Origin of the sequence: Erwinia typographi (genome assembly GCF_000773975.1) — a bacterium.
Classification (GTDB): domain Bacteria; phylum Pseudomonadota; class Gammaproteobacteria; order Enterobacterales; family Enterobacteriaceae; genus Erwinia; species Erwinia typographi.
This window is the reverse complement of record NZ_JRUQ01000029.1, coordinates 88,942-105,147: the sequence shown is the minus strand read 5'-3', so window position 1 is coordinate 105,147 and position 16,206 is coordinate 88,942. Positions and strand designations below refer to the sequence as shown.

Annotated in this window: 14 protein-coding genes; 5 read left to right on the top strand and 9 right to left on the bottom strand. The window is 54.9% G+C overall.

The window, feature by feature from the left end; genetic code table 11:
- The first annotated feature begins 71 nt into the window (after nt 1-71).
- Together sulA and ompA are read left to right on the top strand one after the other, a co-directional pair.
- Nucleotides 72-581, top strand: coding sequence for an SOS-induced cell division inhibitor SulA (gene sulA, locus NG99_RS10240; protein WP_034891855.1), 510 nt, complete (start codon nt 72-74; stop codon nt 579-581).
- A gap of 349 nt (nt 582-930) precedes the next feature.
- Nucleotides 931-1,998 (top strand): porin OmpA, encoded by a 1,068-nt coding sequence (gene ompA, locus NG99_RS10235; protein ID WP_034891852.1) that lies wholly within the window; start codon nt 931-933, stop codon nt 1,996-1,998.
- An 89-nt stretch (nt 1,999-2,087) separates the two neighbouring features.
- On the opposite strand, the gene matP is transcribed toward ompA, so the two are convergent.
- Nucleotides 2,088-2,543, bottom strand: coding sequence for a macrodomain Ter protein MatP (gene matP, locus NG99_RS10230; RefSeq protein ID WP_034891849.1), 456 nt, complete (start codon nt 2,541-2,543; stop codon nt 2,088-2,090).
- Nucleotides 2,544-2,728: 185 nt separating this feature from the next.
- On the opposite strand from matP, the gene NG99_RS10225 reads away from it, so the two are divergent.
- Both NG99_RS10225 and fabA read left to right on the top strand, forming a co-directional pair.
- Entirely contained in the window at nt 2,729-4,483 is a 1,755-nt protein-coding gene (locus NG99_RS10225) for an AAA family ATPase (protein WP_034891847.1), read from the top strand.
- 68 nt (nt 4,484-4,551) lie between these two features.
- Entirely contained in the window at nt 4,552-5,070 is a 519-nt protein-coding gene (gene fabA / locus NG99_RS10220) for a bifunctional 3-hydroxydecanoyl-ACP dehydratase/trans-2-decenoyl-ACP isomerase (RefSeq protein WP_034891844.1), read from the top strand.
- 63 nt (nt 5,071-5,133) lie between these two features.
- Here fabA and rmf read toward each other — a convergent pair whose 3' ends face one another.
- From rmf to rlmKL, 6 genes are all read right to left on the bottom strand, one after another.
- Entirely contained in the window at nt 5,134-5,301 is a 168-nt protein-coding gene (gene rmf, locus NG99_RS28180; RefSeq protein ID WP_072017578.1) for a ribosome modulation factor, read from the bottom strand.
- 281 nt (nt 5,302-5,582) lie between these two features.
- Nucleotides 5,583-6,149: a membrane integrity-associated transporter subunit PqiC gene (pqiC, locus tag NG99_RS10215; protein WP_034891841.1), complete on the bottom strand. Its 567-nt coding sequence runs from the start codon at nt 6,147-6,149 to the stop codon at nt 5,583-5,585.
- The gene (gene pqiB, locus NG99_RS10210) at nt 6,149-7,789 is read right to left on the bottom strand and encodes an intermembrane transport protein PqiB (RefSeq protein ID WP_034891839.1); all 1,641 of its coding nucleotides are present in this window, start codon (nt 7,787-7,789) and stop codon (nt 6,149-6,151) included. The genes pqiC and pqiB overlap by 1 nt, the downstream gene beginning before the upstream one ends.
- The gene (pqiA, locus tag NG99_RS10205; protein ID WP_034891836.1) at nt 7,776-9,050 is read right to left on the bottom strand and encodes a membrane integrity-associated transporter subunit PqiA; all 1,275 of its coding nucleotides are present in this window, start codon (nt 9,048-9,050) and stop codon (nt 7,776-7,778) included. The genes pqiB and pqiA overlap by 14 nt, the downstream gene beginning before the upstream one ends.
- Before the next feature lie 21 nt (nt 9,051-9,071).
- Complete coding sequence (locus tag NG99_RS10200) at nt 9,072-10,979, bottom strand: ABC transporter ATP-binding protein (protein ID WP_034891833.1); 1,908 nt, start codon at nt 10,977-10,979, stop codon at nt 9,072-9,074.
- Nucleotides 10,980-10,985: 6 nt separating this feature from the next.
- The gene (rlmKL, locus tag NG99_RS10195; RefSeq protein WP_034891965.1) at nt 10,986-13,103 is read right to left on the bottom strand and encodes a bifunctional 23S rRNA (guanine(2069)-N(7))-methyltransferase RlmK/23S rRNA (guanine(2445)-N(2))-methyltransferase RlmL; all 2,118 of its coding nucleotides are present in this window, start codon (nt 13,101-13,103) and stop codon (nt 10,986-10,988) included.
- Nucleotides 13,104-13,249: 146 nt separating this feature from the next.
- Between rlmKL and NG99_RS10190 the strand changes: the two genes are divergently transcribed.
- Nucleotides 13,250-14,362 (top strand): YcbX family protein, encoded by a 1,113-nt coding sequence (locus NG99_RS10190; protein ID WP_034891829.1) that lies wholly within the window; start codon nt 13,250-13,252, stop codon nt 14,360-14,362.
- 7 nt (nt 14,363-14,369) lie between these two features.
- Here the strand turns inward: NG99_RS10190 and NG99_RS10185 are convergent, their stop codons facing one another.
- Both NG99_RS10185 and pyrD read right to left on the bottom strand, forming a co-directional pair.
- A complete protein-coding gene (locus NG99_RS10185) occupies nt 14,370-14,915 on the bottom strand; it encodes a cell division protein ZapC (protein WP_034891826.1) in 546 nt (181 codons plus the stop codon).
- 174 nt (nt 14,916-15,089) lie between these two features.
- The gene (gene pyrD / locus NG99_RS10180; protein ID WP_034891823.1) at nt 15,090-16,100 is read right to left on the bottom strand and encodes a quinone-dependent dihydroorotate dehydrogenase; all 1,011 of its coding nucleotides are present in this window, start codon (nt 16,098-16,100) and stop codon (nt 15,090-15,092) included.
- Between the last annotated feature and the right edge of the window lie 106 nt (nt 16,101-16,206).

The window sequence follows — 16,206 nt, the reverse complement described above, 5'->3', positions numbered from 1 at the left end:
AAATAAGGTTGATCTTTGGGCACCCTCGCTATACTGTATATTCATACAGTGACCTTGTGAGCGAAGCCAATATGCATACTCATTCCCTGAAATCTTCTTCTGTTAATACTGGTCTGCGCGCTGCTGCGCAGTGCGACAACGCGCAGCCTGCCCCAGCGACAGGGTTAATCAGTGAGCTGACCTACAGCGAGAATCAGCCTGGTATGACGCAAATGCTGCTGCTGCCTTTACTGCAACAGTTGGGAACTCAGTCCCGCTGGCAGCTCTGGCTGACGCCGCAGCAAAAATTGAGCCGCAGCTGGCTGCTCCAGTCAGGGTTACCGCTGGATAAGGTGATGCAGATACATCAGTCCGGCGCCATCACCACGGTTGAAGCAATGATTAAAGCGCTCCAGACAGGAAATTACAGCGTGGTGTTAGGCTGGTTACCCGGTGAGATTACTATGGCAGATCGTCAGCGGCTCCAGGAAGCGGCGATGGCCGGCCAGGCTTTAGGGCTGATTATGCGTCCTGATAGGGTGAATATCGCTTCGTCCAGACCGTTTGGCGGGTTAAAAATTCACTCTACTTTGTATCATTAAGTAAAAATGAGATTTTTCCCATTAGAAAGTTCTACGGGGAAGCGGATAAGCCCCTGATTATGCTATGACCCTGCTGGACAATGGGTTAGCAGCATTTTCCCCTGACTTTTTTCAGGCTTAATTAGCCTGGAGATGTGTAAATTTGTGTCTAAACGCCCTTTTTTTTGCTGACCTTCGTCACATCATACTTGTAAGTTTGCTGTTACGTTGTAGACTTTACGTCGCCAGGGTGCTCAATAATCTCCCTTTTTTGGACGAGTCATAATCGAGCGCTTTCAACCCCGGCGAAGGATTAATCAAAGGGCTAATTAAAGCTCATTGCCTATTTGGATGATAACGAGGCGCAAAAATGAAAAAGACAGCTATCGCAATTGCAGTGGCACTGGCTGGCTTCGCTACCGTAGCGCAGGCCGCTCCTAAAGATAACACCTGGTACACTGGTGCAAAACTGGGTTGGTCTCAGTATCATGACACCGGTTACTACGGTCATGGTTATGAGAACAACGACGGTCCAACCCACGAAAGCCAGCTCGGTGCAGGTGCATTCGGTGGCTACCAGGCGAACCAATACCTGGGCTTCGAACTGGGTTATGACTGGCTGGGTCGCATGCCTAACAAAGGCAACGTGACTAACGGCGCGTTCAAAGCACAGGGCGTTCAACTGGCTGCTAAACTGAGCTACCCAATCACTGACGATCTGGACATTTATACTCGTCTGGGCGGCATGGTATGGCGCGCAGACTCTACTCAGACTAACCCAACGACTGGCCGCATCAGCGACCACGACACGGGTGTTTCTCCACTGGCCGCGGTTGGTGTTGAATATGCTCTGACTCAGAACTGGGCAACCCGTCTGGACTACCAGTGGGTTAACAACATCGGTGATGCACAGACCGTTGGCGCTCGTCCAGACAACGGCATGTTAGCACTGGGTGTTTCTTACCGTTTCGGTCAGGATGAAGCTGCTCCAGCACCTGCGCCAGCTCCGGCTCCGGCGCCAGTTGTTGAAACTAAGCGTTTCACTCTGAAGTCAGACGTTCTGTTTACCTTCAACAAAGCGACTCTGAAGCCAGAAGGTCAGCAGGCTCTGGATCAGCTGTACACCCAGCTGAGCTCCCTGGATCCTAAAGACGGTTCAGTTGTTGTTCTGGGTTACACCGACCGTATCGGTTCTGACCAGTACAACCAGAAACTGTCTGAGAAACGTGCTCAGTCCGTTGTTGACTACCTCGTTTCTAAAGGCATCCCTTCTAACAAGATCTCTGCACGCGGTATGGGTGAATCTAACCCAGTTACCGGCAACACCTGTGACAGCGTGAAAGGCCGTAACGCCCTGATCGATTGCCTGGCACCGGATCGTCGCGTAGAAATCGAAGTTAAAGGCATCAAAGACGTTGTAACTCAGCCACAGGGCTAAGTTCACTTTGATGAAAAACCCCGCTTCGGCGGGGTTTTTTTTGATCTTATTTTATGACGTGAGCGGCAGCGCTGCGTTTCCGGCGGCCGTTACTCAGGTTTACCGAGGATAGCCTGAAGGTCCTGCTTAAGGGAGGACATTTGATTGGCGTACTTTTCTTTTCGTTCAGCATCCTCAATCAGCTGAACTATGGTTTCAGACAGGGTACGGTTACGCCGCTGAGCCAAACCAGCCAGGCGTTGCCAGACCAGGTACTCCAGATCGATAGATTTTTTGCGCGTGTGCTGATGTTCAGCGTTAAAGTGACGCTTACGGCGAGCGCGAATGGTTTGTTTCATCCGGTTTTCGAGCGCCGGATTGATATGCTGGGCAATCCACGTCAGAACCTCTACCGGTCGGTTTTCCATGGCCAGCAGTTCATCCACTGCAACCTGAGCCGCGCTGTATTCCAGATATCGGGTGATCGCTTCCCCCTCCCGGTGCTTTTTCACCAGGTATTTCCATTTCCAACCGCTTTCAAGATTTTCCAGTTGCTGATATTTCATCGGAATCTCATGCTGACTTTGTGACAAGTTTAGAATAACAGCTTTTTTCAGGCGTGCCGTAAAGAAAACGGGGCGGTTATCGCAATCCGCAGCTCAACATCGGCTGAAGTGCTACTCTACGGTGCTTAACAGGCTGAAATCTTGTATAATGCCGCTTTTACTCATTTCAGAAAAATACGATAACTTTGACCAACAATAGACTTGAATGGCGTGCCCTACAGCCCGATACCGAAAGCGTTCAGCCCGTGGTCCTGCAAATAGCTGAAGACGATACCAGCTGCTTTGATGCCGTGCAGTCACGCCTGTTTAATGGCCTGAGCCTGCTGACGCAAACGCCGGCTAAATTGCCGCTGATGCTGGTGAAAACCGCTGAAAATATCGAATATCAGGCTTTGCTGGAAGAGGTTCTCTCTACCCTTACTGAAGAAGATGAGGTGGAGCTCCACGGGGGGCACTACCACACGGAAGGGCTGGCGGTTAGCTGGCGTCCGGCAAAGTCTGAGCAGGATAACTTTGCCAGCACTGGCGGCGTCCATCGTGCCGACTGGATTGAAGCCGAACAGCTGCTGGGCTGCGTGCGAGTGCACAACAACACGATTACGCTGGAGCCGGGACTGGTCCACAGGGCGAATGGCGGCACGCTAATCCTGTCGCTGCGGACGCTGATGGCACAGCCATTACTGTGGCTGCGCATCCGGAAAATCCTTACCACACAGCGCTTCGACTGGTACTCTCCAGATGAAACTCGCCCTCTGCCGGTGAGCCTCCCCTCGATGCCGATGCAGTTTCGGCTGGTCCTCACCGGCGATCGGGACGTACTGGCTGAATTCCAGGAGATGGAGCCAGAGCTGGCCTCACAGTGTCTCTATTCTGAGTTTGAAGAAAATATCCAGATTGTTGATAGTGAAGAGCTAAGCCTGTGGGTGAAATGGCTGCTGAACGTTGCGGCAAGCGAGGGATATGGCCCGCTGGCTGCAGATTTCTGGCCAGTGCTGATTCGCGAAGCGGTTCGCTATACTGGCGATCAGGATACCCTGCCGCTGTGCCCTGCCTGGATCGTCCGTCAGCTGCAGGAAGCCTCAATGTACAGTCCGGACCAGTCGATTAACGGCGAGCAGCTGCAAACGGCGCTGGAAAGCCGCGCGTGGCGGGAAGGCTTCCTTTCCGAGCGCATTCGCGACGAAATTCTGCTCGATCAGATCCTGATAGAAACCGAAGGCGAAATGGTCGGTCAAATTAACGCTCTTTCGGTCATCGAATTTCCAGGCCATCCGCGCGCGTTCGGAGAACCTTCCCGCATCAGCTGCGTGGTGCACGTCGGCGACGGCGAGTTTACCGACGTTGAGCGTAAGGCTGAGCTGGGCGGGAATATCCATGCGAAAGGCATGATGATCATGCAGGCCTGGCTGATTTCCGAGCTTGAGCTTGAACAGCAGCTGCCTTTCTCCGCCTCGGTCGTCTTTGAGCAGTCCTATTCTGAAGTGGACGGCGACAGTGCCTCGCTGGCCGAGCTTTGTGCGCTAATCAGCGCCCTCTCCAGTCGGCCGCTGACGCAGCAAATTGCCGTGACCGGTTCGGTCGATCAGTTTGGCCGCGTGCAGCCGGTTGGCGGGCTGAACGAAAAAATTGAGGGTTTTTTCCATATCTGCCAGCAGCGCACGCTGAACGGCAATCAGGGGGTGATTATGCCTCTTGCCAACGTTCGTCACCTCTCGCTGCAGCAGGAGGTAGTCGACGCCGTGCGGGAAGGAAAATTCCACATCTGGGCAGTCAGCAGCGTGGAAGAGGCCCTGCCATTACTGACAGGGGCAGAGTGGGATAAGGAAGAAGGCCCTTGTCTGCTAAGATCTATACAGGAGCGCATCGCCCAGATGAGTCAGCACGATGGACGTCATCGTCCCTGGCCGCTGCGCTGGCTTAACTGGTTTAACCAGAGCTGATCGGACTTGTTCAGCTTACACCTGTTAGCTAACCTTCGTGATTCACTAAAATAAGGCTTATTGAGAACATGGTAGATAAACGCGAATCCTATACAAAAGAAGACCTGATTGCCTCTGGTCGTGGTGAGTTGTTCGGTGCAGAAGGCCCACCGTTACCGTCAGGCAATATGTTGATGATGGACCGCGTGGTCAAAATGACCGAAGACGGCGGTAACTACGGCAAAGGTTTCGTTGAGGCCGAGCTGGATATCAATCCGGACCTGTGGTTCTTCAGCTGTCATTTTATTGGCGATCCGGTTATGCCCGGCTGCCTGGGTCTGGATGCCATGTGGCAGCTGGTTGGCTTCTACCTCGGCTGGTTAGGCGCCGAAGGCAAAGGTCGGGCGCTGGGCGTGGGTGAAGTGAAGTTCACCGGCCAGGTGCTACCCGTCGCGAAAAAAGTGTCCTACCGCATTCACTTCAAACGCGTGATTAACCGCAAGCTGGTGATGGGTGTGGCAGACGGTGAAGTGCTGGTAGACGGTAACGTCATCTATACCGCTACAGATTTGAAAGTGGGCCTGTTTAAAGATACAACGGTTTTTTAAAGCCTTAAACGGAAACCTCCGCTTTAGCGGAGGTTCTCATCCTTACTGCATTAAACAGTCAGATTACGCGGTAATCGTCCTGTCCTCCATGGCTTGTCGCCAACCTCCCAACCAGTGAGATCTCGCATCAATTAATTGATAGGGACACATCTCTTTCGAGCGTCCGGTAATACCGGCCTGATAACCTCGTGAATGTGCCCGTTCGAGCCGATCTCGTTTCTGTCTCTTCATCATGCCTGTAATCCCCTCTTCAGGTCAGGTGGAATCTGGTGGAAAGAAATCTGTGGCCGCTCACTGTGCATCCACTATTAAGTTCTAACGCCAACCTGACGAAAGATCAATGCGCAAAATTCACGCCAATGTCATAAATTTGTGCCAGTGTGGGGCGACCTTTACGCTTAAAAAACCGCTTAACGGCTAAGCAACTCGCTGTTAAACAATAAAAAAGCCTTCGAGCGCCGAAAATTTCACATTTCGACAATCAAAGGCTTAGTGCTTAAGATTAAATTTAGTTAATTAAGGGTTCGAATCGCATTTGCCATATCGCCAGCTTCCTGCTGCCACCCTTTCGCCAGCGTTCTGACCAACGCATCGTACCCATCTTCCGTCTGCGGCAGCGTAAGGGCAAATGAGCGCTTGACGATCTGGCCCTGATGCTCCAGCAGCCAGTCGCCGCTAATCACCACATGACCGTCATAACGTCCATGAAATCCCGTTACGTTAACGTTGAGGGTATCCTGCTGCTGCCCGAGAGGAGAGGCAGAAACCAGCCAACCCGGCAGCGCCGCGCTGAGATTGCTCACCAGCGTTTGCTGTAGCTGCTGATCCAGCGGGCTGGCCCACAGGTTACTGGCGGCAATCACATACTTCACGTCGCTGCTCTGATAAACCAGGCCGTTACCCGCCAGGTAATCAGGTACGGAAACGTGCTGAACAAACACCGCCGGGCGGCTTCCTGTCGCCAGACCGCTGGCTGGCGCTGCGTTACCCGCCGCCGGCAGCTGATAGTAAGTTGTTTCCGGGGTGCTGCTACAGGCAGACAACCCCAGCGCCAGCGCTACAGGTATCCATTTCATCATTATTTCGCCCTCTTCGGCTGCGGGTCTTGTCCTGGTTTCGCTTCAAACACCAGAGCATTGCTCTTACTGTTCAGGGTTTTCAACACGGGTTGCAGCTCGCGCATCACCTGATCCAACCGCTGCATATCACCGACCATCCTGCTGTACGCCGGCGATCCCGGCTGGAAGCCCTTCATGCTGCGGTTCAGCTCGCGAAGCGTTTTCTGCATATCCTGCGGCAGATCTTTCATCGACTGGCTGGAGGTGATCTGATTGATGTTATCCAGCGTTTTTTGCAGCTCGCGCATCGTTTTCTGGCTCTCCTTCAGCGTGCCCGTAGCCTGATTCAGCAGCGGATTGATCGGCAGGTTGTTAACCTTATCCAGCGCATCCATCAGTTTCTGCTGGATCTGCGCCAGCCCGCCGCTCATCGTTGGGATCAACTCGTAGTTAGCAAGGTGCGTTGGGCCAGTGACCGGCTTCGCATTTTGATAGAAATCGAGATCGATATACAGCGATCCGGTCAGCAGGTTCGCCGATTTCAACGACGCCCTCAGACCATTTTTGATGCCGTCTTTCAAATGTTGCTCAATATTGAAGTCTTTACCCAGCAGGCTCTCAAAGCGATCGGGTTCGATGCGGATCAGCACCGGAATGCGGTAATCCGTATCCAACTGCTGCGCAATCTCTCTTGACTTGAAGGGAACCTCCGCCACCGTGCCCAGACGGATGCCGCGGAATTCGACTGGCGCGCCCGGCTGCAGGCCGCGAATCGAGTCGCTGAAGAACATCAGGAAATCTTTATGCACGGTGTACAGCGAGTCCTGAATACTGCGCTGATCGTCAAATAGCTTATATTCCGACTTGTTCTGCGCAATTTGTCCCAGCTCCCAGCCGTCAGGCACGTCGAAACTGACGCCTCCGCTGAACAGTGTGGTCAGAGAGCCCATCTCCACCCTCATACCGGAAGCGGACATGTCGACAGCAATGCCGCTGTCTTTCCAGAACCGCACGTTGGTGGTCACCAGGCGATCGTAAGGCGCGGCGATAAACAGCTGATAGGTCATCATGCGTTTGTCAGCGTCAAAGTGGCTGGTTTCCACTGACCCGACGCGGTAGCCACGGAACAGCACCGGATCGCCAGGATTCAGCTGGCCCGCCTTGGCGCTGTCCAGCGTAATGCGGATGCCCTTCGCATCTAACGGCGCAAGCGGTGGCGCGTCCAGCAGATCATACTGCTCTTTTTTCTCCCCTTTGGTGCCAGGCTGCAGCTCAATGTAAGCCCCCGAAAGTAGCGTGCCTAACCCGGTAACCCCTTCGCGGCCAATTGCCGGTTTCACCACCCAAAACGCGCTATCATTCTTCAGCAGCTTTTCCATGCCAGCGTTAAGACGAGCCGTAATCTCAACATGATGCAGGTCATCGGTCAGTACCGCGCTTTCCACGGTCCCTACATCGACGCTGCGGCTTTTGATGGTGGTTTTACCGCCCTCAATACCTTCCGCATTGGTGGTGATCAGCGTGACCAGCGGGCCCTGATGACTAAAGTGGTAAAACAGGATCCATGCACCGATGAGAACGGTGACAATGGGAATGATCCAGACCGGTGACCAGCGCTTGATATTCTCAACCGTCGCCACGCCGTGATTATTTTCCTTCAATGCTTGGCTCCTCAAGACTTTTTTCACGTACACGATCCCAGGTCAGACGGGAATCAAAGGTCATCGCTGAGAACATAGTCAGAATAACAACCATGGCAAACAGCAGCGCCCCCGTCGCGGGATAAATACTCATTAGCTGCCCCATACGCACCAGCGCAGACAGCACGGCAATCACAAATACGTCAATCATCGACCAGCGGCCGACAAACTCAACCACCTCGTAAATTTTGTGCATCCTTTCACTGTCATGCCGCGTATCCCCCTTGCCGTTAGCGTCCCAACACAGCCAGCCAATCGCGATCATTTTCAGCGAGGGCACCATGATGCTGGCAATAAAAATCACCATCGCCACCGGGAACGATCCTTCACTCCACAGCAGCACGACGCCAGCCATAATGGTTGAGGTGATTTTCGTCCCGAGAGCTTCGGTGATCATGATTGGCATGAGATTGGCCGGGATATAGAGCACAATTGAGGTCATCAATAGCGCCAGCGTCCACTGCAGGCTGTTCTTGCGGCGGGCATGGCCACCGTTACCGCAGCGAGGGCAGATAAACTGTTCGGCAGGCAGAATAGCGGTACAGCAGCGGCAGGATCGCAATCCCTGGTGAATGCCGCTGATTGCGGGTATCGGCTTTTTCGGCAATTCCGGCGGCGGCGTGATATGGTTCCACAACCAGCGCCGGTCGACGCACTGAAACGCCCTCAGTTGCAGGATGCAGAACAGGCACCACGGCACAAAGCTGCTACCGATGCCAATATTGCCGTAGGCCATCAGTTTAACGAAGCTGACCAGCACCCCGGCGAGGAAGATTTCAGCCATTCCCCAGGTTTTGATCTGAAACAGAACCCTGGCCATGCCCCGCTTAACAGGAAGAGATAAGCGGAAAGAATTGACCAGCAGCAGAATGATCAGCATACAGACGGCTGGCACCGCCTGGACAAACAGCATAAACAGCGTTGCCAGGCTGCTGTAATCTTCCGAAACCATCACCTGCGGAATGCGCATCAGCGTGATTTCACTGCTTAACCCCGCCACATGCATATTAACGAAAGGAAACAGGTTAGCCAGAACCAGCATAAACAGCGCCGCCAGCGCATAGCCTGTGGGCCGCCTTCGCGGCTCCTCCCAACTTGCCGTCAGCGTCGCTTCACAACGCGGACAGCTGGCTTTGCTGCCAGGCTTGAGGGCTGGCAACTGCGTCATCAGGTCACACTGCGGGCAAAGCATCCATTGATCAGCGTGGTGCGATGAGCACATAAACTACCTCTTGCTTAAGCATCAGCCGTTTTTCAACGACTCCAGATATTCCCAGCGTTCAAACGCTGTTTCCAGATCCTGCCCGGCTGCCGCCAACGCATCCAGCACCGGCTGGGTAACGTCATGGGGCTGACTGAAGAAGTCGCCGTCCGCCACCTTAGCCTGCAGCGTTTCCAGCTGAGTTTCAAGGAGTTCCATCTTTTGCGGCAGCTGTTCCAGCTCACGCTGTAGGTTATAGCTTAGTTTATTCGCCGCGCGTTTCTCCGGTCCGGCTTTGACATTTTCCTGACGGGGAGTCGACGCGCCCTTACTGACTGAACGATTTTGCTTGTAAGCCGCACGCTGTAGCTGGGCATCGTGATAGCCGCCAACAAAAGCGCCGATCTCGCCGTCGCCTTCGAAGATCCAGCATTCGGTCACGGTGTTATCGACGAACTGACGATCGTGGCTCACCAGCAGCACGGTGCCCTGATAACCGTCGATCAGCTCTTCCAGCAGCTCCAGCGTTTCCACGTCCAGGTCGTTAGTCGGTTCATCGAGGATCAGCAGGTTGCTGGGCTTCAGGAACAGACGGGCCAGCAGCAGGCGATTACGCTCACCGCCGGACAACGCGCGCACCGGCGTCATCGCGCGCTTAGGATGGAACAGGAACTCTTGCAGGTAGCCAAGGACGTGGCGCGGCTTGCCGTTCACCATCACTTCCTGTTTACCTTCCGCCAGGTTATCCATTACCGTGCGATCCGGGTCGAGTTCGGCGCGGTGCTGGTCGAAATAAGCCACTTCCAGCTTAGTGCCGATGTGCACGCGGCCGCTGTCGGCTTTCAGCTGGTCCAGCATCAGCTTCAGCAGGGTGGTTTTACCGCAGCCGTTGGCGCCAATCAGCGCAATTTTATCACCGCGCTGTACCTGGGCAGAGAAATTCCGCACCAGCTGTTTGCCAGCAATGCTGTAGTTGACGTTCTCCATCTCAAACACAATCTTGCCTGAGCGGCTCGCCTCTTCCACCTGCATATTGGCTTTGCCCATCACTTCACGGCGTTCGGAACGCTCGCGACGGAGCGCCTTCAGGGCGCGAACGCGGCCTTCGTTACGGGTACGACGGGCCTTGATGCCCTGACGTATCCACACTTCTTCCTGCGCCAGCTTGCGATCGAACTCCGCGTTTTGCATCTCCTCAACGCGCAGCGCCTCTTCTTTGCTCAGCAGGTACTGATCGTAATCGCCAGGCCAGGAAACCAGCTTACCGCGATCGAGGTCGACAATACGGGTAGCCATATTGCGGATAAACGAACGGTCGTGCGAGATAAAAATAATGCTGCCCTGGAAGGTTTTCAGGAAGCCTTCCAGCCAGTCGATAGTTTCAATGTCCAGGTGGTTAGTCGGCTCATCGAGCATCAGTACTCGCGGGTTACTGACCAGCGCGCGCCCCAGCGCTGCCTTACGCAGCCAGCCGCCGGACAGTGAGGAGAGCGGCGCATCGGCGTCCAGACCAATCTGCTTGAGGACATCGTGAATGCGGCTTTCAAGTTGCCACAGGTTTTGGTGGTCCAGAATCGTCTGCAGGCGTCCCATCTCATTCAGGTTTTTTTCACTCGGATCGGTCATCACCAGGTGAGAAATGGCGTGGTAGGCCTTCAGGTAGTCGGCCTGCTCGTCCACGCCTTCCGCGACAAAGTCATAGACGGACCCCTTCACATTACGCGGAGGGTCCTGCTGCAAGCGCGCGACAATCAGATCCTGCTCGTAAATGATGCGGCCATCATCCAGCGGCTGCTCGCGATTGATGATTTTCATCAGCGTGGATTTCCCCGCGCCGTTACGACCCACCAGACAGACCCGCTCATTCTCTTCAATGTGCAGTTCCGTATTATCCAACAACGGGGCATCACTGAAGGAGAGATACGCACCATGAATACTGATTAATGACATAAAACGTTATTCCTTACCGGCGTGGGTAATCAGCCAGCAGTTATGAATTTGACGATTGCGGGCAAAATCCTGCGACTGAGTTTTGGCGGTAATATCCTGCGCAGCAAGATTCAGTCCGGCCAGACCCTCGTGGTCCATTTTGAAACCGCGCTTGTTGTTGGAAAACATCATGGTGCCGCCTTTACGCAGCAGCCTTTTCAAATCTTTCATCAGCAGCAGATGGTCGCGCTGTACGTCAAAGCTCTCTTCCATACGCCTGGAGTTGGAGAAGGTCGGCGGATCGATAAAGATCAGGTCGAACTGCTCGTTCGATTCACGCAGCCAGCTCAGACAGTCGGCCTGCATCAGGCGATGCTGGCGGCCAGTCAGGCCGTTCAGACGCAGGTTACGCTCCGCCCACTCAAGATAGGTACGGGACATATCCACCGTCGTGGTGCTGCGCGCGCCGCCCAGGCCCGCGTGAACGCTGGCGCTGCCGGTATAGGCGAACAGATTGAGGAAATCTTTCCCCTTACTCATCTGGCCGAGCATTTTACGGGCAATACGGTGATCGAGGAACAGCCCGGTATCCAGATAATCGGTCAGATTAACCCACATTTTGGCGTTAAACTCGGAGACCTCAAAGAAATCGCCCTTTTCGCCCAGTTTCTGATACTGACTTTTGCCTTTCTGCCTTTCGCGGGTTTTCAGCACCAGCTTATCAGACGGCAGATCCAGCACGCTGAGCGTGGCGGTAATGACATCAAACAGGCGCTGACGAGCCTTCGCCGGTTCGATGGTTTTTGGCGGCGCATACTCCTGCACCACGATCCAGTCGCCATAGCGATCGACCGCAACATTATAGTCAGGCAGATCCGCATCATAGAGACGGTAGCATTCGAGGCCTTCCTGACGCGCCCATTTTTCCAGTTTCTTCAGGTTTTTGCGCAGGCGGTTAGCATAATCTTCGGCAATTTGCCCGCCCGCGCCTGCGGCAGAATTCACCGCCAGCTGATAATTTTTTTGCACGCAGTCCAGCGGGCCATTCTTCGCCTTGAACTGACGATCCGCACGCAGTTGCAGACAGCTCAGTAGCTCTGGAGAGGCGCTGAACAGCGACAGGTTCCAGCCGCCGAAGTGGCTTTTCATCAGCCTGCCCAGCTGGCTGTGCAGCGCAATCAGCGCCGGTTCACTTTCCAGACGCTCGCCGTATGGCGGATTGCTGAGCACCGTGCCCGTTGGGCCTTCCGGCAGCGGATTGGTCAGCTTCAGCACATCCTGCACGCCAAAGCTAATTACCCCGGCCAGGCCAGCGCGGCGGGCATTGGCGCGCGCAAGCTCAATCACCCGTGAATCGATGTCATAGCCATAAAAGCGCGAGGTCGTTTCCTGCAGCCCGCGCTTAGCGCGCACCTGCGCCTCGGCGATCGCTTCACGCCACAGCGCCTCGTCAAATTTGGCCCAGCCGGTAAACCCCCAGTGCTGACGGTGCAGGCCTGGCGCACGATCGCTGGCGATCATCGCGGCTTCGATCAGCAGCGTTCCCGATCCGCACAGCGGATCGACCAGCGGCGTTCCTGCCTGCCAGCCCGAACGCAGTACGATAGCCGCCGCCAGGTTCTCCTTCAGCGGGGCAAGGCCCGTTTGCTGACGGTAGCCGCGCTGGTGCAGACCGGCTCCGCTCAGATCCAGAGCAATGCTGGCAGTGTCTTTATTCAGCCAGACGTTGACGCGGATATCCGGCTGCTCGCGATCCACATCCGGACGCGGCAGATTTTTACGGGTAAAGCTGTCGACAATGGCGTCTTTGACCTTCAGCGCGCCGTACTGGCTGTTGCGGATCACCTCATTGAGGCCGCTGAAGTGCACGGCAAAGGTTTTATCGCTGCCAAACATCGCCGGCCAGTCGATAGCCTGCACGCCCAGATAGAGATCCAGATCGCTGTAAACGCCGCATTCGGTCAGCGGCAGCAGGATGCGCGAGGCCAGGCGGCTCCACATCAAACTCTGGTACATCAGACGATCGTCACCCTGATAATGTACGCCGCCCTGGACGACCTGGCAGGCCTGAGCCCCCATCGCTTCCAGTTCACTTTTTAACAGCTCTTCGAGCCCACGCGCCGTACTGGCAAACAGAGAATTCATAGCGTCACTTATCGTCTTCAGAAAATTGCTGCGCATTATAGCTAATCACGGGCACATGTCATAAAGTTAGCTTCTTTTCGCCAGGCACCCCGCCGCTTTTCTTGCCTGCAAAGCCTTTTTTCCTCATTTAGTTAGCTGGAGGCCTTATGATCAGCCTGTCTCGTCTGTTTATCCATCCGGTGAAATCGCTGCGGGGGATGCAGGTTTCGCATGCGCAGGCGCTGGAGAGTGGGCTGGCCTTTGACCGTGTCTTTATGATCACCACGCCCGATGGCACTTTTATTACCGCACGTCAGTACCCGGAGATGGTGCTGTTCACGCCAGCCCTGACCCCTGAAGGTCTGTTTCTTTCTGCGCCGGACGGCACCAGCGCCACTGTCCGACTGGCGGACTTCTCAGATGAAGCCGCGCCGACCGAAGTCTGGGGAAATATTTTCACCTCGCAGATTGCGCCGGAGGCGATTAATCAGTGGCTCAGCGGCTTCTTCCCGCGTGCCGTTCAGCTGCGCTGGGTCGGGCCTGAGATGACGCGACGGGTAAAACGTTTCGGGCAGGTGCCGCTAGGCTTCGCCGACGGCTTCCCTTTTCTGCTGATCAACGAAGCGTCCTTACAGGATTTGCGCCAGCGCTGCCCGGCGGGCGTCAAGCTGGAGCAGTTCCGGCCAAATCTTGTGGTCACCGGCGCAGCGCGCTGGGCCGAAGACAGCTGGTCGACAGTGCGCATCGGCGAAATCCTGTTTGACGTGCCCAAGCCCTGTAGCCGCTGCGTGCTGACGACGGTCAGCCCGGAACGCGGCCGCAAACATCCGGGCGGCGAGCCGCTGGCCACGCTGCAAAAGTTTCGCACCGCAGCGGATGGCAGCGGGGATATTGATTTTGGCCTCAATCTGATTGCCCGCAGCAGCGGCATTCTGCGGGTCGGAGACGAGCTTCAGGTACTGTCCGCCAAGCCGCCGCGCCCTTACGGCGCAGGACAAGTGACGGAATCGGTAGAGGTAGTAAGCAGCAGCGCGAAGCGCGTCGCCATCAGTTGGCAGGGGGAAACCTTCAGCGGTAACAATCAGCAGGTTTTGCTGGAGCAGCTGGAAATGCAGGGCTATCGCATCCCCTACTCCTGTCGCGCCGGGATCTGCGGCAGCTGCCACCTGACGCTGGTTTCAGGTGAGGTCAGCCCAATGAAGCAAGGAGCCGTTCAGGATAACGGCAGAATACTCAGCTGTAGCTGCATTCCAGCCAGCGACCTGGTTCTGACGCAGTAGAACAGGATTAAACGGCTCGGGCATACGGCAGCGACTGGGACTGCTGCCGCGGCTGTAAACGATCGTTCATGACTTTAATCGCGTCGCCAAGCACCATGCCACGCCCGGCGAGGGTCAGCTGGGGCTGCGCCAGCAGGCAGAGCGCGGCACTTTCTCCGCTTTCAACCACCAGCAGTGCGGCCTGCTCACCATTTTCACACAGCTGCACGGTAACTAACTCGCCTTCGGCTGGCGCCCAGCCGCCGTGGCGGTGCGTCTCAAAATGCCAGCTCTTTGGCATCAGCGGCTTAAGGAAGCGGCAGGCAACCAGCGCGTTCAGCACCAGTTCAGCACGCTGGTCCGCATTCAGTTCACAGCGGCGGCAATTCTCTTCAAAGGTGAAGAACAGCGCCGCGTCGTCGACACAAAACCCTGAAGTATCAAAAGCATCCGGCGTCAGCATCTTGCGGGGGAAGCGCGAACGAAACAGCATACCGTCAGCCAGATCCAGCATCATGCGATCGTGTTCTGCATCGAAAAACCAGCGCCAGCTGTCGTCAGGTTTAATTCTCATGATGGGTCCTGTAGTGATAAAAATGGCCTGCTATTTATTGAACCTGCCGTGGATGTGAACATTCATGTCAATCCGCAACAGATCAAAATAGGCTGAATAATGAGTGAACAGGATAAAATATAAACGAGCCAGCGGCGAAAATAAAGCCCCTGGCATATTTAAGTGAGAATTGGCTTAGAGGTGGGTCACAATTTCTTTTATCAGCGACGGTCCTTTGTAAATAAAGCCGGAATATATTTGTACCAGCGAAGCGCCCGCCGCCACTTTCTCACGAGCCGAAACCAGCGAATCAATTCCACCGACGCCAATAATCGGCAGCTTGCCCTGTAGCTCCTGCGACAGGCGGCGAATAATTTCTGTACTGCGCAGCTGGAGCGGACGGCCGCTCAGGCCCCCTGCCTCACCGGCATGTTGTAATCCCTCGACCAGCGAACGGTCCAGCGTGGTATTTGTGGCAATCACCCCATCTATATTATGACGCACCAGGCTGTCGGCAATTTGGATCAACTCTTCTTCAGAAAGATCCGGCGCGATCTTAACCGCAAGCGGGACATATTTATGATGAAGCGTTTCAAGATCTTTCTGCTTTTGTTTTACCGCGATCAAAAGATCGTCCAGCGCCTCGCCATATTGCAGCGTGCGTAATCCTGGGGTGTTGGGTGATGAGATATTAATGGCAATATAGCCTGCATAAGGATAAATTTTATCCATGCAGGTTAAATAATCGTCCTTGCCCAACTCCACCGGTGTATCTTTATTTTTGCCAATGTTGATCCCCAGTACGCCATCGAAGTGGGATCTTTTTACGTTCTCAACCAAATTATCCACGCCGAGATTATTGAATCCCATCCGGTTGATGATCCCTTCAGCTTGCAGCACGCGGAACATTCTTGGCTTGTCATTACCCGGCTGCGCCCTCGGCGTGACGGTGCCGATCTCAATCGATCCGAAGCCCAGAGCGCCAAAAGCGTCAATACATTCGCCATTTTTATCCAGCCCGGCAGCCAGTCCGAGGGGATTTTTAAATGTCAGCCCCATGCAGTTAACCGGCTTAAAAGGGAGAGACTGGCGGATCAGATGTAGCAAAGGCGTACCGGTAATGCGCTGCAGCTGCTGTAAAGTCAGCTCGTGGGCGCGCTCAGCGTCTAGTTGAAAAAGCGCCTTACGAACAAAGGGGTAATACATGGTCGCTCCTGGAGCCCGACGATATCAGGCTGATTAAGTCAAACAGTCGATATCGCATGGCGATATAAACCTGGAATACTGCGTTTTTGCGTCACTGTCGCCCCTT